The following is a 21,410-nucleotide window of genomic DNA, read 5'->3' on the forward strand; positions in this document are numbered from 1 at the left end:
GGAAATAAATAGTGTAAAAAAATCAAGAGGTGAATAGATTGGAAACTATCAAAATCATTCCTCTCGGTGGTGTACGTGAAAACGGAAAAAATATGTACATTGCTGAAGTTGGAGAGGATATATTTGTTCTGGATTGCGGTGTCCGTTATCCAGAAAACGAGTTATTGGGAATCGATACGGTCATTCCTGATTTCACGTATCTAGAAGAAAACGCAGATCGCGTAGCGGGGGTCTTTTTGACTCATGGACATGCCGACGCCATTGGGGCGCTGCCCTATTTCTTGGAGAATGTTCCAGTTCCGGTGTTTGGAACAGAGCTAACGATCGAATTGGCAAAATTGACCGTAGCAAAAAACGAAGCAACAAAGAAATTCAAAGATTTCCATATCATTGATGAACATTCAGAAATCGATTTTGGTCATGCAACCATCAGCTTTTTCCGGACAACGCATTCGATTCCTGATTCTGTCGGAATCAGCGTCAAAACCAGCGCTGGAAATATCGTCTATACAGGGGATTTCAAATTTGATCAAACAGCTATCCCAATGTATCAAACGGATTTCGGACGTTTGGCAGAGATCGGTAAAGAAGGCGTTCTGGCATTGCTGAGCACCTCAACAAATGCAGAAAACCCAGCACCGATTGCTTCTGAATTGACGATTCAAGATGAAGTGTTTGACAACATTCGCTATTGGGAAGGTCGGATCATTGTGGCAAGTGTAGCCAGCAATCTGCAGAGGGTTCAACAAGTGCTGGATGCAGCATATCGTTCCGGACGAAAAGTAGTTTTGACTGGTCAGGACTTTGGACGGATCATCCGCACTGCGATGAAGTTGGGTAAACTAAAATTACCAGCAGAGGATTTGCTGATCACCCAAAAAGAAATGAAAAAGTATGCCAATGAGCAATTGCTTATTCTAGAGACTGGCCGTATGGGTGAACCGATCAAAGCATTGCAGAAAATGGCGAACGGAACACATCGTACATTACGGATTCAAGAAGGGGATCTCGTTTATATTACGACGACGCCTACGACAGCTATGGAAACGGTCGTTGCCAAAACGGAAGATATCATTTACCGAGCGGGTGGAACCGTGAAGCAAATTTCAGATAATTTTCGTGTTTCCGGTCATGCGAATCCGAATGATCTGCAATTGATGCTGAATTTAATGAAGCCAACGTATTTCCTACCAATCCAAGGAGAATATCGTCAGTTGGCAGCACATGTGGACTTGGCTCATGAAGTGGGCATTCCGTTGAAGAATATTTTCATTACCGCACGCGGGGATGTTTTAGAATACAAAAAAGGCGAAATGCATTCAGCTGGTGCTGTACCAGCTGAGAATGTCATGATCGATGGGATCGGTGTCGGTGATATCGGCAATATTGTTTTACGCGATCGTAAAGTCTTATCTGAAGACGGTATTTTCGTCGCAGTCGTAACGATCAACCGTCGCGAAAAGAAAATCATTGCAGCACCGCAAATCACTTCCCGCGGCTTTGTTTATGTCAAAGCAAGTCGTGATTTGATTCGGGAAAGTGGTGAGATCGTTGCAGAGATCGTTGAAAAACATTTGCATGATGAAGAGTTTGAATGGAGTAAATTGAAACAAGACATTCGAGATCGCTTAAGCCGCTTCTTGTTTGAACAGACAAAACGCCGACCAGTGATCTTGCCTGTGATCATGGAATCCAGTCAAAGAAATCGATCACGCAAATAAAACATCCAGAAAACTAGGACGCCAGCTACAAACGTCCTAGTTTTTGCTTTGATTTTTGTGGTGTCTCTTTAGATACATAGCGCAGAAATACGAGAACATTGTCCGATCGATAATATCTAGGTCTTCATTGACAGGGTGTTGTCTAAAGCAAGTGTTCCAATAACCAAACATTGAAATTGCTCCTGTTTTCCGGTGCGGATTGGTGGGGTCTCTCAAGGCGTGTCAGTTATTTTTGTTAGTCTGGCTAATTTGACTTGTCCGAATGCTGGAGTGATGTCTGGATAAAAAACAATTCCACGAAGAAACTCGTGTTAAAAGAAAATTGATTGGATCGAAAGGATGGTTTTGAGTGAAAAGTTATCAAGAAGATACGCTTGTCCAGCAGAGAAAATGGTGGATCTTGATTGCTGTTGCGATGTTCACGTTTATGTCTACATTAGACGGCAGCATCGTGAATATTGCGTTGCCGACGATATCGGCAAATATGTCCGTACCCATGAACCAAGCGGAATGGGTCGTGTCGGTTTATTTGATGGTGGTTTGTGCTTGTTTGTTGCTATTTGGTAAGATTGGCGATAGTTGGGGGAAAATCAAGGTCTTTCGTCTCGGCATGTTGATTTTTACCATCGGTTCTTTATTGTGCGGGTTCAACCATTCGTTGGCTTTTTTGCTCTTTGCACGAGTCGTCCAAGCGATCGGTGCAAGTATGACGATGGCAACAAATACTGGAATCATTACGGAAGTATTTCCTATTAGTGAGCGAGGACGGGCACTGGGGATGATCGGCGCTTTCGTGTCGCTAGGATCAATTGCTGGTCCAGGACTAGGCGGGATCATATTGTCTCATTTTTCATGGCCTTATATTTTTTGGATCAATGTTCCTGTCGGAATTCTGACTATGATTGCCGGGGAGAAAATTTTACCCAAAGATATCACCATGAGCCGCAACTCCATCGATAAAAGTGGATTTGGTCTATTCTCTGTGGCGATCTTGACCTTTTTCGGTGGAATTTTCATCGGTCAGGAGCAAGGCTTCTTGACATGGTTGCCATTAGTATTGATTTTCGTTGCAATCATTGCTTTTATTGCTTTTATTCAAGTAGAAAAACGGGTGGCGATGCCGCTGATTACTTTCAGCATTTTCCGAAATAAAATTTTTACGTTAAGTTTGTTTACGGCACTTCTGATCTTTTCTGCTAATTTTTTTGTTAATGTCGTGATTCCATTTTATCTGCAAAATGCCCGTGGGTTGACTCCAAGTGTAGCCGGGATGTTGATGATGGTCTTTCCTTTGATGATGGTTATCGGATCGCCTATCAGCGGTTATTTGACAGACCAAGTCGGTCCAGAAATCTTGGTGTTGATTGGCTTGGCCTTACTATCGATTACCCAACTGATGTACATGTTTATGAACCAGCATACACCTATTTGGTATTATGTGGTGGCTACAGCAATCATGGGATTAGGAAATTCCTTGTTCCAATCGCCGAATAATACCATGGTCATGAGCAGCGTGACCAAAGAAAATTTGGGAGTGGCCGGTAGCTTGAACTCTTTTGCTCGTAATCTAGGCATGGTGCTAGGGATTGCAATGTCCACAACGATTCTATATTCTGCGATGAGCAGTGCCTATGGTCAGCATGTGACGACATATATCAATGGACGACCAGATATCTTCAATTATGGAATGAAAGTTACTTTCTTCGGTGCGTTTCTTTTATGTGCTGTGGCCCTATTGATGACTATGTGGCGTATCAAAAAACAAGGTGGCTTCCAGAAACATTCTCTGTAAGCTGCGAACCTAAAAAAACTGTTCTAGTTCTTTTTTTTGAAGACTAGAACAGTTTTTTTGTGATTTCTTGACTAAGAGAAGAATAACGTCATGAATGAAATGGATACACCGAATTGATTGTTTGGAATTTTGTATTAGTCTGTTATAATAGAAAATATTAGTCTGTATTACTTATGAATAGGAAAGGGGTAATTGTTGTGAAGATTACTTTTCATGGACACGCGGTTCTTTCGATCGAGTTGGAAGATGGACAAAAGTTGTTGTTTGACCCTTTTATAAATGGAAACGCTATGACTGATCTGGATGCAGAAACAGTTGATCCAGACTGGCTGCTGATCACTCATGGGCACAGCGACCATGTAGGAGATATGGTGGCGATTGCCAAACGTACAGAAGCACCTATTATCAGTGTAGTGGAAGTTTGTCAGTATGCAACAAGTAAGGGAGTAACGAAGACTCACGGTATGAATATCGGCGGCTCATATACTTTTCCCTTTGGCAAGGTACGGTTCGTTCAAGCTCAGCACAGTTCCGGTCTGGAAGAAGACGGCAAGATGATCTATATGGGAAACCCAGCGGGAATCATTTTAGAAGCGGAAGGCAAAACAATATATCACGCGGGGGATACAGCCCTCTTTGGTGATATGGCACTGATTGGCGAACAATTTGCGATCGATGTGGCTTTCTTGCCGATTGGTGATAACTTCACTATGGGACCTAAAGATGCAGCCGCAGCTGCCCACTTATTGAAAGCAAAAAAAGTTGTACCAGTTCACTACAACACATTCCCACTGATCAAACAAGATCCCGCCGCTTTTATCGACTTGCTGCCTGAGGGAGTAGGCACCGTTTTGGCTGTGGGAGAATCGATTGATTGTTGACCGTCTGATTGACGGATTTTATTAACTAGGAGAAAATTATGGCGACGAAACATGACTTGATTTTAGCGCATATCGAAAGTTTGCCGGTAGGAGACCGTATTTCAGTACGGGGAATCGCAAAGGATTTAGGTGTCAGTGAAGGAACCGCCTATCGGGCAATCAAAGATGCAGAAAATATCGGTCTGGTCTCTACCATTCAACGGGTAGGAACCATTAGGATCGAGCGTAAGTTAAAAAAACATATTGAAAAATTGACCTTTGGAGAAGTCGTACAAATCATTGAAGGAGAGGTTCTAGGAGGCGCAGCCGGTCTAGATAAGGACTTGAATAAGTTTGTTATCGGTGCGATGAAAGAATCAGCAATGGAACGATATATCACCCCGGGATCGCTCGTGATCGTAGGGAATCGAAATGAAGTTCACCAATTAGCATTAGAAGATGGTGCTGCTGTCTTGATCACTGGTGGGTTTGAAACATCAGAAGAAAACTGTCGTTTGGCCGATAAGCTGGAACTGCCAATATTGCAGACGACTTATGATACGTTTACCGTTGCAACGATGATCAACCGGGCATTGAGTGACCAGCTGATCAAAAAAGATATTATGCTCGTTAGCGATATCTATATGCCGCTGGAAAAAACAAAGTATCTGCATACGTTTGACACTGTCAAAGACTATAAACGTCTTTCAGAAGAAACCAATCATTCTCGCTATCCGGTAGTTAACAAGAACATGCGCGTGGTTGGGATCATTACGGCAAAAGATGTTTTGGAAAAACCCGATACGCAAATCATTGAACGAATCATGACTCGTGAACCGCGAGTCGTGAAAAAAGAGATGAGTGTTGCTTCTGCCAGTCATCAAATGATTTGGGATGGCTTGGAAGTGATGCCAGTAGTAGCAGATGACTTATCTTTGATCGGAATCGTGACTCGGCAAGACATTATGAAGGCGATGCAACTAGTCCAAAGACAGACCCAGATTTCCGATACGATCTCTGATCAGATTTCTGGTCAGATCCAAATCATTGAACAAGATTTTGAAGGCAATAAATTGGCACAGCCAAACTTTCGTTTCGCTGTGACTCCACAAATGGTCAATGAAGTAGGAACGATTTCTTTTGGTGTGCTCAGTGAAGTGATCGCCAATGCTGCCAAACGAACGATGCAAGTCAATCAGCGGCGAAACAGCTGGATCGAACAAGTGAATCTACACTATTTCCGCTTGATCCAATTAGAAAGTGAGATCATTATTCAGCCCAAAATTTTGGAGCTGGGGCGCCGATCTGCTAAGATCGATATTGAAGTCTATATCGAAAATTCCATGGTAGCTAAAGCAATTGTCGTCTGCCAAGTAATGGAGCGCCCTTAATTCGAACAGCAGTCATCAGATAAATGCTTAGAAAATGGAGATATGCAATGAACGTACAAGAGGAAATATTGACAGCAATTAAGGAATATCAGACAATTATTATTCACCGCCATCAGCGACCTGATCCGGATGCACTAGGGTCACAAGTTGGATTGGCAGAAATTTTACGAGCTAGTTTTCCTGAAAAAGCGATCTATCAAGTGGGAGGGCCTGTTGAAGGGCTAGACTACTTAGCAGAAATGCAGGAGATTTCGGATGAAGTCTACAAAAATGCCTTAGTGATCGTGACCGATACCGCCAATTCACCAAGAGTCAGTGATCAGCGCTATGCCAATGGTGCAAAATTGATCAAAATCGATCACCATCCTAATGACGAACCTTATGGAGATTTGGTCTGGGTGGATACTACTGCTAGCAGCTGCAGTGAAATGATTACGGCATTCTGGAAAATGTTCGCTGAAGAACTTACTATGTCGCAAGAAGCTGCGCGCCTGCTTTATGCCGGAATCGTAGGGGATACGGGTCGTTTCCTGTACCCAGCAACGACCTCCGCGACATTGCGTTACGCAGCTGATTTGTTGGATTATGGTTTTGATGCACCAAAAATCAATCGTGAGATTGATCAGGTTTCGAGAGCAGTGGCTCGTCTTTCCGGCTATGTCTTTGAAAATTTAGAAGTTGATTCACTAGGAGCTGGCAAAGTGATTCTGACAAATGAGATTCAGCAGCGTTTTGGCGTTGTTGATTCAGAAACATCTGCTATCGTGTCCTTACCAGGGAAGATTGAAGATGTCTTAGCATGGGCAATTTTTGTTGAGCAGCCAGAAGGCTATTATCGGGTCCGGATGCGTTCGAAAGGACCTGTGATCAATGAGATCGCCAAACGTCATCATGGTGGCGGACATCCGCTTGCCAGCGGAGCGAATGCAGCGGATCTGGAAGAAGTGGCAGCCATCTATCAAGAAATCCAGACCGCAGTTTCAGCTTTTCGAGAACAAGCATAGACTTTATTCGTCGTGATCAGTGTTCTTTTGCAGAAGAAAAAACCAACAGCGAGGAATCTTAGGACTTGCTAGGGGAATGATCGGTGAGTTTTTGATTGTAGTAAATAACTGTAGTAAAAAATTACGCAAATAAAAAAAGCGTATGACTCGCGGGTCATACGCTTTTTTGCAAGTTGCAACAGGCGAGATCAGCCCCGCAAGTCGTCAAGAAACTCGGTTTTACTAGCCGTCTTTTCATCTTTCATCTTGATGACTTTAGCCGGGGAACCAGCAACTACAGCCCCTGCCGGTACATCTTCTGTGACTACAGATCCAGCAGCAACCACAGCACCTTCACCGACACGAACACCTTCAAGGACTACGGCATTGGCGCCGATCAACACATGATCTTCGATAATCACTGGGCTAGCTGAAGGTGGCTCTAAGACACCAGCTAAAACAGCCCCAGCTCCGATATGGGCTTTTTTACCGACAGTAGCCCGGGCGCCTAAAATCGCCCCCATATCGATCATTGTTTCTTCGCCGACAACGGCACCAATATTGATGACCGCTCCCATCATGATGACCGCATTCTTCTCAATGATTGCTTGATCACGAATGAAAGCCCCTGGTTCGATCCGAGCATCGACTGTTGTTAAGTCCAACAGAGGGATCGCAGAATTCCGACGGTCATTTTCTAAATAGAAATCAGTGATTTTATCTTGATTGGCCGTTAGAAAATCAGCTACTTCTTGACTGTCTCCAACAATAAAGTAAAAGGAGCCAGCCCCAAAAATTTTCAGTGTCTCGGAAGAACAGGTAGATAGATCACCATTCAAATAGACTTTGACTGGGGTCTGCTTATTGGCTTCTTTGATGTATTTGGCTAATTGATAAGGATCAGAAAATTGTAATTCAGTCATACGTTACCACCTTTACTTGTCAAGTAGATTTTCCATGTCATATAGTCCAGCAGGTTGTTTTGCAAGATATTCGGCAGCCTTCAACGCACCATTGGCAAAAATATCCCGTGATAATGCGGTATGTTTCAGCTCAATGATCTCGTCTGCTCCTGCATAGATCACCGTGTGTTCGCCCGGGATCGTGCCACCGCGAATAGCGTGAATACCTAATTGTTTTCGATCATTGGTCAGATCGTTGCCAGAACGGCCATAAAGATATTCTTTTGGTTCTTGACAACTTTCATTGATGCTGTCTGCCAGTAACAATGCAGTTCCGCTTGGCGCATCGATTTTTTGATTGTGATGTTTTTCAATGATTTCAATATCGAAATCTGCTTCCAATGGTGGGGTGATCGCTTTTAGGGCTTTGATCAATACATTGATCCCCACGGACATATTCGCAGAATAAAAAACAGGAATCTTTTGAGCAGCGGCGACCATTTTTTCTTGGGTTGCTTGACTTAAACCAGTCGTAGCCACAACGATGGGCAGTTGGTTGGCAACACAGAAGTCAAGGAGGCCTGCTACATTGCTATGATGTGAAAAATCGATCACCAAATCAACAGGTTCTTTGACTGCTTCTGGTGCAGAATAGATTGGAAAGTCGCCAGTTGCTTCCGTGTGACGGTCTAATCCAGCACTGATCACAAATTCAGCATGTCCAGCAATCATGTGCTGCAAAACTTTTCCCATTCGACCATTGGCACCGCTCAATAAAATATGTCTCACTTGATTGCCTCCTTATAAAAGCCCATAAGCGGACATTTCTTTTTTTAGACGGTTGATTGTTTCTTTCTCAGGCGGTCCTAATGGCAACCGATAGTGCAAGTCAGACTTTCCTAATAAGGAAACTGCCGCTTTGATGGGCACTGGATTGACTTCACTAAAAATCGCATCGATCAAAGGTTTTTGTCGTAACTGCTCCTGAATCGCTGCTTGAATATTTCCAGAAAGAAAATCTGCCACCAAAGTCGCTGTTTGTTTAGGGGCAATATTACCGATCGTCGAAATCACACCAGAACCGCCTAATGCTAAGATTGGTGTGACTTGATCATCATTGCCGGAATAGAGAGAAAATTCATCATCCACTAGTTGCGCGATAGACGCAATTTGTGAGATATCTCCACTGGCCTCTTTGATTCCTTTGACATTCGGAATCTCTTTTAATTCAGCAACCATGTCGTAAGTCAAGTTCATTCCTGTTCTTGATGCGACCGAATATAAGATGACAGGCAGTTCAACGCTTTGACAAATTGCCTTGTAATGAGTAACCAAACTCTTTTTTGTTGCTTTGTTGTAATAAGGGGTTACAACCAATAATGCGTCGGCACCGACACGCTCTGCTTCTTGGGAAAGATGGATCCCATGTTGCGTATTGTTTGAACCAGTGCCACCGATCACAGGAATGCGGCCCGCAGCCTGCTTGACAACCGCCTCGATAACAGCAATGTGTTCTTCATCGTTCAATGTTGAGGCTTCACCGGTCGTTCCACAAGCGATCAATGCATCGCTACCTTGCTGGATATGCCACTCAACCAGTGACTTCAACTTGTCGAAATCCACCGAACCATCATGAAACATCGGGGTGATCAATGCAACGCCAGAACCTTTAAAAATCGTCAAACTACTCCACATCCTTTCAACCTTTTTATTCTTTCTCTAATTGTACTAAAAATCAAAAAATTTTGATTATTTATACTATAGATTATTCGAATTATATACTATAATATTATCCAATATCAATGAAAATGTGGATATCCATACATTTTCAGCCGATATTGCTGATCAAATGAAAGAAAGGTGCCCACGAATGCAATTATCTCAAGCAGTAATGAAATTAACCGAAGACGTGGTTCGTTTTCGACGGGAACTACATAAGATTCCCGAGTTAGGATTAGAAGAATTCAAAACGAAGGAATATTTGCTTAAACAGTTGCAGTCTTTCGGGATCAAAGAAATTTATCCGGTTCTGGATACCGGATTGATCGCTGTTTTTCGCAGTGAAAAACCAGGGAAGACGTTAGCATTCCGCACGGATATCGATGCATTGCCTATCAAGGAAGAAACGAATGCTCCTTTTGCCTCGCAACATCTCGGCAAAATGCATGCTTGTGGACATGATGGACATATGGCGACGCTTTTAGGTTTTGCAAAGTACTTATCCGATTACCCGGAAGCTGTTCGCGGGACCATTGTGTTGATTTTTCAGCCAGCAGAAGAAGGCCCTGGTGGTGCGCAGCTAATGATTGATGAAGGAATCTTAACCGATTTTGCGATTGATCAGATTATCGGTCTGCATGTTTTTCCAGACTATCCTGAAGGTGTGATTGCTTGCCGCAAGGGACCAATGATGGCTCGAAATGGCGAGATCACGATTCGAGTCCTGGGAGAAAGTGCTCACGGGGCCCAACCTCATCAAGGCAGCGATGCGATCTTAGCGGCAGCTGCGGTCATTCAAGGTCTCCATGCAATCGTTTCTCGCAACATTAGTCCATTGTCTTCGGCCGTCATTACATTCGGCAAGATTCGCGGAGGAGATGCAGAAAATATTATTCCCGGAGAAGTCGTGTTGAACGGAACGATGCGGGCTTTTGAAGATGGGGTCTATGAAACATTGACGCAACGAGTAAAATTGGCGGCTGAAGAGATTGCTAAAGGGTATGGCTGTTCAGCAGAAGTTTCTTTCGAACACTTGTATCGGGTGGTAGACAATGATCCAGACATGGTAGATGCTGTTCGGGATGTTGCTGGCGACAGTTATATCGAGACACCGCCGTACATGTTAGCGGAAGATTTCTCCATGTACCAAAAAGAGATCCCTGGTGTCTTTTTCTTTGTCGGGACTCGGGATGAAGAAAAAGGGTATACCTATCCGCTGCACAGCAGCAAGATGAATTTTGATGAGAAAGTCTTATTAGGAGGCATTGAGTGCTACCTGCGATTGATTGAAAGATTGAATCAGAGTCAGGTACTAAGAGAGGAGCGCAGTAATGATCAAAGAGATTAAAGACAATCACCTGTTTTGGGATGGATGCGATACAGTGGCATTAGCAAAAGAATTTGGCACACCCTTGTACGTTTTTTCGGTGACCGAGATTCGCACTCAATGTCGTGCTATTCGCGAGGAATTTCTGTCTCGCTATGAAAACACCCGAGCTGCCTATGCTTCGAAAGCCTTCAATACACTAGCCATGCTGCGGTTGATTGATGAGGAAGGCCTGTCTTTGGATGTTGTTAGTGGCGGTGAACTATACACAGCCATCCAAGCAGGATTTCCAGCGGAACAAATCGAATTCAATGGCAACAATAAATCTATTGATGAATTGGCATTAGCGATCGATTATGGTGTAGGTCGGATCATTGTCGATGGCAGTCAGGAGATCGGTTTGATTCGAGCGCTATGTCAAGAGAAACAGCGGAAAGCAAAAGTGATGTTCCGAATCACACCAGAAGTGAATGTCCAGACCCATGCGTTTATTTCAACTGGACAGAAAGATTCGAAATTTGGGATCCCATTGGATGAAGAGATTTTATTTCCTTTGATTGAAGAAGTGATTGACGCACCGGAAATCGATTTTTATGGGTTGCATTTCCACATCGGAAGTCAATTGTCTGACAATCATTCCCATATTGCTGCGACAGAGGCTGCGCTAGCATTAGTTCTAGAAATCCATCATCGATTTGACTATACTGTTAAAGAGTTGAATGTTGGCGGCGGATTTGGTGTCCGCTATACGGAAAAGGATATTCGTCAACCCTATTCTTACTTTTTGGACCCGGTGATGGCGACGATTGAAACGTTTTGCCAAGCGCATCAGCTCCAACGTCCGACTGTGGTGATCGAGCCTGGGCGTAGTATTGTAGCGGAAGCAGGTATCAGTCTGCATACTATTGGTACGATCAAGACATTGCCACAGATTCGAACCTATGCCAGTATTGATGGCGGCATGACAGATAACATTCGTCCCGGTCTTTATCAAGCTGAATATATGGGGATTCTAGCCAATCGGGCAGCAGAAGCTGCCACAGAGACAGTTACGATTTCTGGCAAGGCTTGTGAAAGCACGGATATCTTAGTCAAAGATCTGCAATTACCCAAAGTAGAGACGGGAGATCTTTTTGCGACTTTTGCGACGGGAGCATATGGTTATTCAATGGCTAGCAATTACAATAAACTTGCGATTCCAGCGGTAGTTTTTGTTGAAAAGGGGCACGCGGAATTGGTGGTTGAACGTCAGACTTTCCAGCAGTTGATTCAAAATGAACGTATCCCTTCGTTTTTGATGAAAGAATAAAAAAAAGCAGGTGAAATCATGGAAATCGTTTATACCAAGATGCAAGGTGCCGGAAATGATTTTATTGTGATCGACAATCGTCGCTATAATTTTTCTTCGAAACAGTTGGCTAAGTTAGCGGCTCAAGTTTGTCAGCGGAAATTTTCAATCGGCGCAGATGCGTTGATGGCTGTCGATCATCCCGAAGGAACGGGAGATTTCCGCATGCGTTTTTATAATGCGGATGGTACGGAAGCGGAAATGTGTGGCAATGGTGCACGCTGTATCGCTCGCTATGCTTATGAAAATAAGGTTGCTTCAGAAGCAATGGTGATCGAGACCGTTGCAGGACCTGTTCCTGCTTGGCGATTGGATCGGCAACAGTACAAAGTGACGTTAAATCCCCCCACCGTTGCGAAGTTTGACCAACCTTTCGCTGACAGAGAGGTTCCTGTCGTTGATTATATCGAGTTAGGTGATCCAGGAATCCCTCATGCGGTGGTGAAGTATCCCGGTCTGCAAGAAACATCCCTCGATGCATTGACAGATTTAGCACAACGGATTCGCTATTGGTCAGCATTTCCTAAAGGCGCCAATGTGAATTTCTACGATGCCGATTCAGCTGGGGAGCTCGTTGTCCGCACCTATGAACGGGGAGTCGAGGGCTTTACGTATGCTTGTGGGACCGGCTCTGGGGCAACTGCTTATGCGGTGGCGCGACGCCGGGAACAAACGCAAGCCAATCTTGTGCTGCATGTTTTAGGCGGAGAGCTGCGAGTCGAAGTTGCATCAGAAGAGCTCCAACTGATTGGGGATGCGATTTTTGTTTCTGAAGGGCGTATTTTAGACGAAAATCTATTTTTAGACTGAGGGTGGTCTTGCGACGGAATTATCCTGTTCATAGAATCATTTAGTCGACAGTTCTTATGGAAGCCTTATTCTTAGAAGCCATCTTTAGCTAGAACTGAGAAGATCATCAAATGCAATCGATAGAACTTAGTTTGTTCTATCGATTGTATTTTTTTGTGCAGGATATTGCAGGATAGTCAGAAATTTTGTATGCTACAGTTATATTTATTTTTTCACGATCGTGCTCGATCGTTGAATAAACACAGAATACATCACTATGAGGAGTAAGAATATGTCTCAAATTCCAAATTGTCCAGTTTGTCAATCCGCCTATGCATATGAGGATCGCGGCTTGTTTGTCTGCCCTGAATGTGGCAATGAATGGCAGGAAACAGAAGAAACTGCTGCTGTCGTCAAAGATGCCAACGGAAATGTTCTTCAGGATGGCGATGCCGTGACGGTCATCAAAGATTTGAAAGTCAAAGGTGCTTCTGGTGCCATCAAACAAGGAACCAAAGTCAAAAACATTCGTCTGGTAGAAGGGGATCACAATATCGACTGTAAAGTCGATGGTTTCGGTGCCATGAAATTGAAGGCAGAATTTGTAAAAAAACTTTAAAAACAGAATCTTCCATACCTCTTCATAATATTTTCATCCATTTAATGGTAAAATAAGGTCAAAGACGAAAGGGAGGGATTTCATCGTGTATGGAATCGGTGGATACGGTTTTGGTTGGTTTTATGATCCAACATTCATTTTAGTCATTATCGGGATGGTGATCTCGATGGCGGCTTCAGCATACGTTAAAAGCACGTTTAGCAAATACGATAAAATAAGCAGTAGAAACAATATCACCGGGACCAAGGCGGCTCAGTATATTTTGGAAAGCCAAGGCATCAACAATGTCGGCGTCCAAGCTATCGCAGGAGATTTGACTGATAATTATAATTCCGGCAACAAGATGCTAAGTCTATCTCAAGCAACTGCACAATCAACTTCTGTGGCAGCAATCGGAGTGGCAGCACATGAATGCGGGCATGCTGTGCAAGATGCTAAAGGGTATCTCCCATTGCGTATCCGGCATGCGATCGTCCCAGTAGCTAATATTGGTTCCGCGGTGTCGATCCCGTTGATTTTGATCGGGGTTCTTTTGAGAGGGTCCTTCCTAATCAATCTGGGGATATTAGCATTCTCGTTAGCATTTATTTTCCAATTGGTGACGTTGCCAGTCGAATTTGATGCTTCAAGACGAGCGTTACGGATTTTAGCCGATGGCGGTCTCTTAACGGAAGAAGAAGTACCGCAGGCCCGTAAAGTATTGTTTGCTGCAGCCTTGACTTATGTGGCAGCTGCAGTTGCGACATTGCTGCAATTACTACGTTTGATTATTTTATTCGGCAATAACAATCGCCGCGACTAATGAAAAGAAGGAGACTTGAGAATGCTCAAGTTTCCTTTTTTTGAAATTGTCGTTATAATAAAAAGAAAAAGGTGGGGAATAAATGAAAAAAGAAACATGGCTGCGGTCGCTTTTTGCGTTGATCGGGGTAGCTATCATCGGTTTTGGCGCCTCCTTGCTTCGCGTAGGTGGCGTCGGGCTGGATCCGTATACAGCTGCCAATATTGGAACAGGTGAACGGTTAGGTCTTTCATTAGGTGTTTATCAATTAATGATCAATCTCGTTTTGTTGATCTTGATTTTCTTTTTTGGTCGTCGGCATATTGGGATCGGCACAGTGATCAATATGGTCTTGACGGGCTTTTTTATTGATTTTTATACGAAAATCTTTGAACTTTTCGCAGTTTCTCCGGAAGGTTGGCTGCAAAAAGGGCTCTTTTTAGTGATCGGTATTCTGTTCTTTACCTTTGGTGCTTCCTTCTATATGTCAGCAAAAGTGGGAAGTGCGCCTTATGATGCGATCGCACCGACGATCGTTGATCGAACGAAAGCGAATTATCGGGTCGTCAGAGTGATCCAAGATGTGGCTTTTGCGACACTCGGCTGGATCACAGGTGGACCGATCGGGATTGGGACATTTATCAGTGCCTTTCTAGTTGGTCCGCTGATCAAGTTCTGGGATGATTACGCCTCAGTGCCGTTCATCGAAAAGACCATCAAGAAATCTTTATTTAAATGAGCGCGGACCTATCGAAACAACAATGATAAGTAGCAGATGATAGATACCAGCAGTACAAAAAAACACTGTAGATATGCTATTGATCGATTTCAACGATACCTACAGCAATAACGAAAGACTGTGACAAAATCAGCAGTGAATGGGCAATGGATAGCGTAAATCGTTTTCGAACGAACGATCCTTTGCTGACCTATTTTAGGTTTGATTTCCTTCTGTTGATTTTTGTCACATTTTTTTTCAAAATTGCCTGACGCTACTTGCACAATCGCTGAGCACTCGCTATGATAAGAGAGCTTAGGAGGGATCATCTTGAAATTACCAGCAGCATTCATTACCAAATATCAGCAGTTACTAGGAGCCGAAGCGGCGGCCTTTTTTACTGCTTTAGAAACAGGGCATCCAGTAAAAGGATTTCGCTTGAATCCGTTGAAGCCACAAGCCGTCTCGATGCTGGAAATGTTTGGACCGGATAAAAGTCCAGCACCATACGCAATGAACGCCTATATTGGAGAAGTCAAAGGGAAATCACTGCTTCATCAAGCGGGGTATGTCTACAGTCAGGAACCAAGCGCGATGATCGTTGCGACGATCGCAGATGCACAACCAGGAGAAAAAGTGCTCGATCTTTGTGCAGCGCCTGGAGGGAAAACCACGCAATTAGCAAGTCAGATGCAAGGCAAAGGTTTATTGGTTTCCAATGAGATTTTTACTAAACGCGCAAAAATCTTATCGGAAAACGTTGAACGATGGGGGATCAGTAATGTGGTGGTGACGAACCATGCGCCGCAAGAACTGACGCCGCATTTTCCACAATTTTTTGACAAAATCGTGGTGGATGCTCCTTGCTCAGGAGAAGGAATGTTCCGCAAAGATCCTGTGGCCATCACGGAATGGCAAGCTGATTCGCCACTGCAGTGCGCTCAGCGCCAGAAGGAGATTTTGGCTGAAGCGGTTGCGATGTTAAAGCCTGGCGGACAGTTGATCTACTCTACTTGCACGTTTGCACCTGAAGAAAATGAAGCCATCATTGAATGGCTGGTCTCAGCATATCCTTTTTCCATTGAACCGATTGAATTGGAAAATGTGTCTCATGGACGCCACGATTGGGCACCGATGAACGACATTGAAAAGACGATTCGGTTATGGCCTCACAAAAATCAAGGGGAAGGTCATTTTGCCGCAAAGCTGACCTATCTTGGATCGGAGAACATAGCCAAACCAAAGAAAACCAAAAAAACCAAAAAAGCTTCTGGGATTGATTCTGTCACGCGATCACTTTGGCAATCTTTCCAAGAAAACTATCCATTTTTAAAAGAGACTGCTGCCGATATCCAGCTTTTTGGGGATCATCTGTGGTTAGTACCTAGTGAATTACCATCACTAAAAGGGGTTCGCGTATTACGTCCAGGGCTTCACGTAGGGACTGTGAAAAAGAATCGTATCGAACCGAGTTTTGCATTGGCAATGGCGATCAAAGAAAATGATGAAGCACCTTTCTTGTCAATTGAGTTAGCTCAGTGGCAGAAGTACGTGGCTGGTGAAACGATTACGGTACCTGGAAATGAAGGCTGGGTCGTCTTGAAGGTGGCTGAGGTCCCGATTGGCTTCGGCAAACAAGTGCAAGGTGTGGTGAAAAACTTCTTCCCGAAAGGATTGCGGTTCACTCTGGAATAAACGAAATAGTATTTTTATTTGATCGGTCGTGCTATCATAGAAGTAGCAAATAAAGGGAGCTGATCGATATGAAAACATCAACAAAAGTAACGATTGGATTAAGTATTGCGGCAATTGCTGGCATCTCAACAGCAGTCGTTGTCTCAGACAAAGTCGTGAACAAAGTACGCTTCGCTTGCAACCGTCACAAAGTGAAAAAGTTTGTTGACGACAAATTTAATGGCAACGAAAAATTATTAGGTGTCGTCGATGATTTGACGGATAAAGATTTAGATGCATTGCTCGGCGTCATGAAGAAAGTCAAAGACAGCCGTCATAAAGTCTCGGTTTATGGAGATAACGTCAAAGATGCAACAGAGAATGTCAAAGACAAGTTGACTAGCTTTATTGATGCAGTCTTTTAAGCTAATATCTCCTTGGAGAAAATGCTGTTAGAAGCGGCCAGAAGATCGTTGAAAGAACCTGCCAGTGGTTGTCCTGCCATAGCAGTTGTTTGACTAGGCTTCATTTGGCGCTTCTTTTTTGTTCAGAGAAAAGGAAAATAGGAATTGGGAGCCATAGCAACTGGAACAGGTACGGCTACTGAATGACTGCGTTAAAAAATTGCCAGAGCTTTTCTATAGAGTCAGTGTCAGCTTTCCATGTTTATCCCAATTGAGAATTGAAAGGAATCATTTTGAAGAAAGAAAGTACCCTCACACAAAGTGAAAAAGAATATTTTATGCGTGAAGCACTGAAAGAAGCGCAAAAAGCGGAAGCAATCGCCGAAGTCCCCATCGGGGCAGTTGTCGTCTTAGAGGGGCAAATTATTGGCCGAGGACACAACTTGCGGGAAAAACAGCAAGAGGCAACAGCTCATGCCGAAATGTTTGCCATCCAACAAGCCTGCCAAGCCATCGAAAGCTGGCGCTTAGAACAAGCGCAGCTATTTGTTACATTGGAGCCTTGTCCTATGTGTAGTGGTGCAATGATGCTGGCTCGTGTCGAAGAAGTTTACTTTGGCGCCTACGATCCAAAAGGCGGTGCTGCCGGTTCTTTGCTGAATCTGTTGGAAGATGAGCGTTTCAACCATTGGTCCTACGTAGAAGGCGGGATCTTGGAAGAAGCGTGCGGGCAAGTGCTAAAAGATTTTTTTCGGGCATTGCGCCAAAAGAAAAAACAAAAAAAGTCTGGTAATCTATAGAAAAATACGTTATACTAAATTTTGCCGAAAGGCTAGGACAATGGAGGTCTTGTGAAGCGTGTCAGATCCGGAAGGAAGCAGCACTAAGCAGGAGTCTCCATGTGTCTGATTTTTTTTAATTAACTATTAGCTGATGAAAATCAGCTTTTTTTGTTGCCAAAAAGCAGAACTGCGACTTCTCTAAGTGAGTTCTTCTGAGGGGGTAGACAAACGCCCTTTTTTTATATCCTTCATTCAATAATAAATAAAAAAAGGGGCTGTGCCATAAGTCTCCTACAAGTGAAATCCGAACATGATATAGTATTGCTCTTGCGGTGCAGGGGTTCCTCGTCGCAAAAGTCAGAGGAATCTATCGCAATAGAATATGATACGGTTTCACTTGTTGGATGATGACTTATGGCATAACCTCTTGCTAAAAAGTAACTACTGGAATAGTTATCTGTCTAATCTCATATAAATTAGTGGATATGGATTGCCTTGTTCGTCAAACGCTGTTTTTTTATAAACTTCAAATCCCATGTGTTCATAAAAATCTTTTGCAAGCGGGTTTTGTTCATTCACTGCTAAATCATTAACCAAATATTTTTCTATGCCGTATGTAAGCAATTCTTTGCCTAACCCTTTTCCTCTTTCTTCGTTAGCAATAAAAAGCATTTCAAGATGTTGCTCCACGATCCCCATAAAGCCAACAGGTGCTTGATTTTCGTTTTCTATGAGAATTAAATAGGGGATTTCTTTTAATGCTTGTGGTACATACGTCTTGATTTCTTCTATTTCATGATCTGATAGAAAGAGATGCGTTGCTCTTACAGCACTTTCCCAAATGGTTAATAGCTGTTCTATCAATGGTGCCGTTCTTTCTTTTACCTCTATAATTTTCAAGTTCTTGACCTCCAAAACCTCCGATTTTTTTAATTATATCAAAGAAAAAAGATAAAAACGAAGTGCTGTATATCCAACAGATATACAGCACTTCATGACACGAATGAAGTTAGTTGCAGTCTGAGAACCACTACACCTATAAGCGAGGGGTTCTATTATTGTTTGTAGCAGATCGAATTAGATATAGTCTTCATGCCGAGGGCCATTCCTGCGGATCTCTTCTTGTTCTTCAGCGGATAATTCAGTGAAGATATCACTACCGTCTAAAAACGTGTTCCAATCTGTCCCCATCATCTCATGAAGTGTCTCTGGATCCTCGTCGGATAAACGATGGGAGGTCTCTCCATCCACCGTTTGTTGTTTCTCAGAGGAAGAAGTGTACTTGTGGCCAAAAAGTTTTTCCCACTCTGCTCGTAACTGTTCTAACATCGAAATCCCTCCTTTTTTTTTATTGTAGCACAAGGTCTTTAGAAAGGCGGTCCAAACGCTGGAAACAAAACCTGAATCGAAAAGCATCCCTCTGGTACCTCGCAAAAATTGTGCTATTCTAATAGTAGTTGGAACATTAAGCTGAAGACTTATCAAATAGCCGACAGCAAATGGGTGAGAAGAGGGATAAGATGGAAAAAATCACGCTAGTACACACGAATGATTTGCATTCACATCTGGAGCATTGGCCTAAGATCCGCCGTTATCTTAATCAACGGAAGCAAGAAGCAGATTCGAGTCAAGAAACAGTGATTTCTTTGGATCTAGGAGATTTTGTGGATCGGTGGCATCCATTGACTGAAGCAACGAACGGACAAGCCAATATTGAGCTGATGAACCAAGGACACTATGATGCAGTGACTATTGGCAACAATGAAGGTGTGGGAAATTCCAAAGAAGAGCTTCAGCATCTTTATGATCAAGCGGAGTTTCCTATCTTATTGGCGAACCTTTTCGATAAGAATGATTTGAAACCACCAAAATGGCGGCAGGATTACCAGATCATCGAAACGAATCAAGGGACGAAAGTCGGGCTGATTGCTTTTACGGCACCCTTTCCTTTGACCTATTCACCAAACGGCTGGGATATTCGTGAACCCTTGGAATTGCTGCCTTTATTGATCAATCATTTGCAGCCCCAAGTCGATATTTTAGTCTTGATGAGTCATTTGGGAATCAATGCAGATCGAGCGATCGCGGCTGAGTTTCCTCAGTTGGATGTGATTTTAGGCTCTCATACGCATCACTTATTCGAGACCGGCGAAATCGTCAATGGCGTACAATTGGCAGCAGCGGGGAAATTTGGCTTTTATATTGGTGAAGTAACGATTACGTTAGATGATCAAGGGCAAACTATCGAGCGTTCTGCCCGAGTGATCCCTACAGAGCAGCTTTTAGCTTTTCCGCAAGATGAAGAAGAGATTGCTGGTTATCTTTCTATTGGTCATCGTTTGCTGAAAACGAAACAAGTCGCACAACTTCCGTGGGCGCTTCGTTGTGAAGGGAACGAAGATTCGATTATCCAAGAAGCATTGGCGGCGCTTTGTGTTAGAGGACAAACGGAAGCTGCTGTGTTGAATAGCGGTTTGTTTTTAGGTGATTTACCGGCAGGGCGCATCGACCAGGATCAACTGCATACCATCTTGCCTCATCCGATGCACTTGATTCGAGTGACATTGAAGGGAGCAGATGTGATCCGTTTTGTTTTAGAAATGGAAAAAAATCGGCGCTTTTTACGGAACTATCCAATTGTTGGGATGGGATTTCGTGGGAAAATATTTGGTGAACTGGTTTATAAGGGGATCTCTTATGATGCCATCAATCACCAAGTATTGTGGCAAAACAAAGTAATCAATCCGGTGGAAGAATACCAGATCACATTAGTGGATCATTATTTGTTTATTCCTTTTTTTCCCACGATCGAGATAGCCGGACGCTGTGAATTTTTATTTCCAGAATTTATTCGTACGGTCTTTGGCAGCTACTTAGCACATAAATATCCGATCCAGTAATGAAAAAGTCGGAGGGGAATCTGATACAAGCACGACTATCATTACGTATTAAAACAAGGTATAATAGACAACAGGTGGTGAAAAGATGACCGAAAAACAAACAATTACAGACGAGATCACTTCGGTACTCGAGGAGATCATCGAAGAACCAGAGAAACAGCCGCAAAAAGGCGAACTGGTTACGCTTGTTAATGAAGATGAATTATTGATCGGTACACGCCAATACAAATTGGTGGTAGATTATCGCGAAGGATTTGATCCCCAAAAATTGGGCGAACGGTACAGTGAAGTATTGGCTCGCTACGATTACATCGTAGGGGATTGGGGTTATGAACAGTTGCGTCTAAAAGGTTTTTTTGACAAAGACAATCGCAAAGCATTACCGGATCAGCGGATCGACATGCTAGAGGATTATTTATATGAATACTGTAATTTCGGTTGCGCTTATTTTGTAATTCAACGAGTTGGCGGCAAGAAAGAAAAGAGTACGACCCGACGCCGTAAAAAGAAACCAGCAGCTCAAAGCAATCAAACACGTCCGGCACACATCGATGAGAAACAAGAAGTTGTTTCTCAAAAACAGGTGAAGCCAACGATTAAAAATCGAAAACCAAAAGAAAAAAAGGCGCGATCGACAGAAACGACAGTGAAAAAAACAAATAAAAAAGAATTCACGATCCGTCAACGGGAAGAGTAATTT

Annotated in this window: 21 protein-coding genes and 1 other RNA gene; 17 read left to right on the forward strand and 5 right to left on the reverse strand. The window is 43.3% G+C overall.

Features of this window, described 5'->3' with window-relative positions:
* Positions 1-38 precede the first annotated feature (38 nt).
* From IGJ45_RS02405 to IGJ45_RS02425, 5 genes are all read left to right on the forward strand, one after another.
* Positions 39-1,721, forward strand: a complete 1,683-nt coding sequence (locus tag IGJ45_RS02405) for a ribonuclease J (RefSeq protein ID WP_003128755.1) — start codon at positions 39-41, stop codon at positions 1,719-1,721.
* Between the two features lie 349 nt (positions 1,722-2,070).
* Entirely contained in the window at positions 2,071-3,513 is a 1,443-nt protein-coding gene (locus tag IGJ45_RS02410; protein WP_003128757.1) for an MFS transporter, read from the forward strand.
* Between the two features lie 197 nt (positions 3,514-3,710).
* Positions 3,711-4,394 carry a metal-dependent hydrolase gene (locus IGJ45_RS02415; protein ID WP_003128759.1) on the forward strand — a complete coding sequence of 228 codons (684 nt, stop codon included), beginning with the start codon at positions 3,711-3,713 and terminating at the stop codon, positions 4,392-4,394.
* Between the two features lie 38 nt (positions 4,395-4,432).
* Complete coding sequence (locus IGJ45_RS02420; RefSeq protein WP_003128761.1) at positions 4,433-5,764, forward strand: DRTGG domain-containing protein; 1,332 nt, start codon at positions 4,433-4,435, stop codon at positions 5,762-5,764.
* Positions 5,765-5,811: 47 nt separating this feature from the next.
* Positions 5,812-6,768 (forward strand): DHH family phosphoesterase, encoded by a 957-nt coding sequence (locus IGJ45_RS02425; RefSeq protein WP_003128762.1) that lies wholly within the window; start codon positions 5,812-5,814, stop codon positions 6,766-6,768.
* Between the two features lie 188 nt (positions 6,769-6,956).
* On the opposite strand, the gene dapD is transcribed toward IGJ45_RS02425, so the two are convergent.
* Genes dapD through dapA form a run of 3 tightly spaced genes read right to left on the reverse strand, consistent with a single transcriptional unit; the run spans position 6,957 to position 9,332 of the window.
* Entirely contained in the window at positions 6,957-7,670 is a 714-nt protein-coding gene (dapD, locus tag IGJ45_RS02430) for a 2,3,4,5-tetrahydropyridine-2,6-dicarboxylate N-acetyltransferase (protein ID WP_003128763.1), read from the reverse strand.
* 12 nt (positions 7,671-7,682) lie between these two features.
* Positions 7,683-8,438: a 4-hydroxy-tetrahydrodipicolinate reductase gene (gene dapB, locus IGJ45_RS02435; protein ID WP_147587204.1), complete on the reverse strand. Its 756-nt coding sequence runs from the start codon at positions 8,436-8,438 to the stop codon at positions 7,683-7,685.
* Between the two features lie 12 nt (positions 8,439-8,450).
* Positions 8,451-9,332: a 4-hydroxy-tetrahydrodipicolinate synthase gene (dapA, locus tag IGJ45_RS02440; protein ID WP_021149191.1), complete on the reverse strand. Its 882-nt coding sequence runs from the start codon at positions 9,330-9,332 to the stop codon at positions 8,451-8,453.
* A gap of 187 nt (positions 9,333-9,519) precedes the next feature.
* Between dapA and IGJ45_RS02445 the strand changes: the two genes are divergently transcribed.
* The 10 genes from IGJ45_RS02445 (at position 9,520) to ffs (ending at position 17,951) form a co-directional block, all read left to right on the forward strand.
* Positions 9,520-10,716, forward strand: coding sequence for a M20 metallopeptidase family protein (locus tag IGJ45_RS02445; protein ID WP_005472632.1), 1,197 nt, complete (start codon positions 9,520-9,522; stop codon positions 10,714-10,716).
* Positions 10,700-12,004 carry a diaminopimelate decarboxylase gene (lysA, locus tag IGJ45_RS02450; RefSeq protein ID WP_147587205.1) on the forward strand — a complete coding sequence of 435 codons (1,305 nt, stop codon included), beginning with the start codon at positions 10,700-10,702 and terminating at the stop codon, positions 12,002-12,004. The genes IGJ45_RS02445 and lysA overlap by 17 nt, the downstream gene beginning before the upstream one ends.
* 18 nt (positions 12,005-12,022) lie before the next feature.
* Entirely contained in the window at positions 12,023-12,853 is an 831-nt protein-coding gene (gene dapF / locus IGJ45_RS02455; protein ID WP_003128768.1) for a diaminopimelate epimerase, read from the forward strand.
* Positions 12,854-13,124: 271 nt separating this feature from the next.
* Positions 13,125-13,451, forward strand: a complete 327-nt coding sequence (locus IGJ45_RS02460; protein WP_005472630.1) for a zinc ribbon domain-containing protein YjdM — start codon at positions 13,125-13,127, stop codon at positions 13,449-13,451.
* A gap of 85 nt (positions 13,452-13,536) precedes the next feature.
* Positions 13,537-14,253 (forward strand): zinc metallopeptidase, encoded by a 717-nt coding sequence (locus IGJ45_RS02465; protein WP_003128772.1) that lies wholly within the window; start codon positions 13,537-13,539, stop codon positions 14,251-14,253.
* Between the two features lie 82 nt (positions 14,254-14,335).
* A complete protein-coding gene (locus IGJ45_RS02470) occupies positions 14,336-14,971 on the forward strand; it encodes a YczE/YyaS/YitT family protein (protein ID WP_003128773.1) in 636 nt (211 codons plus the stop codon).
* 309 nt (positions 14,972-15,280) lie between these two features.
* Positions 15,281-16,645, forward strand: a complete 1,365-nt coding sequence (locus IGJ45_RS02475) for an RsmB/NOP family class I SAM-dependent RNA methyltransferase (RefSeq protein WP_005472628.1) — start codon at positions 15,281-15,283, stop codon at positions 16,643-16,645.
* A gap of 68 nt (positions 16,646-16,713) precedes the next feature.
* Positions 16,714-17,049, forward strand: coding sequence for a hypothetical protein (locus tag IGJ45_RS02480; RefSeq protein WP_003128776.1), 336 nt, complete (start codon positions 16,714-16,716; stop codon positions 17,047-17,049).
* 272 nt (positions 17,050-17,321) lie between these two features.
* On the forward strand, positions 17,322-17,828 hold the full coding sequence (gene tadA, locus IGJ45_RS02485) for a tRNA adenosine(34) deaminase TadA (protein WP_005472626.1): 507 nt from the start codon (positions 17,322-17,324) through the stop codon (positions 17,826-17,828).
* 24 nt (positions 17,829-17,852) lie between these two features.
* Positions 17,853-17,951: signal recognition particle sRNA small type (gene ffs, locus IGJ45_RS02490), an RNA gene on the forward strand.
* A gap of 312 nt (positions 17,952-18,263) precedes the next feature.
* Here the strand turns inward: ffs and IGJ45_RS02495 are convergent.
* Positions 18,264-18,710: a GNAT family N-acetyltransferase gene (locus IGJ45_RS02495; protein ID WP_005472624.1), complete on the reverse strand. Its 447-nt coding sequence runs from the start codon at positions 18,708-18,710 to the stop codon at positions 18,264-18,266.
* 177 nt (positions 18,711-18,887) lie between these two features.
* Positions 18,888-19,139 (reverse strand): hypothetical protein, encoded by a 252-nt coding sequence (locus IGJ45_RS02500; RefSeq protein WP_005472623.1) that lies wholly within the window; start codon positions 19,137-19,139, stop codon positions 18,888-18,890.
* A 191-nt stretch (positions 19,140-19,330) separates the two neighbouring features.
* Between IGJ45_RS02500 and IGJ45_RS02505 the strand changes: the two genes are divergently transcribed.
* Positions 19,331-20,710 (forward strand): bifunctional metallophosphatase/5'-nucleotidase, encoded by a 1,380-nt coding sequence (locus IGJ45_RS02505; protein ID WP_003128780.1) that lies wholly within the window; start codon positions 19,331-19,333, stop codon positions 20,708-20,710.
* Between the two features lie 85 nt (positions 20,711-20,795).
* Positions 20,796-21,407 (forward strand): YutD family protein, encoded by a 612-nt coding sequence (locus IGJ45_RS02510; protein ID WP_003128781.1) that lies wholly within the window; start codon positions 20,796-20,798, stop codon positions 21,405-21,407.
* Positions 21,408-21,410: the final 3 nt, after the last annotated feature.

This window comes from Enterococcus sp. DIV0574 (genome assembly GCF_051711125.1).
Lineage (GTDB): Bacteria > Bacillota > Bacilli > Lactobacillales > Enterococcaceae > Enterococcus_D > Enterococcus_D gallinarum.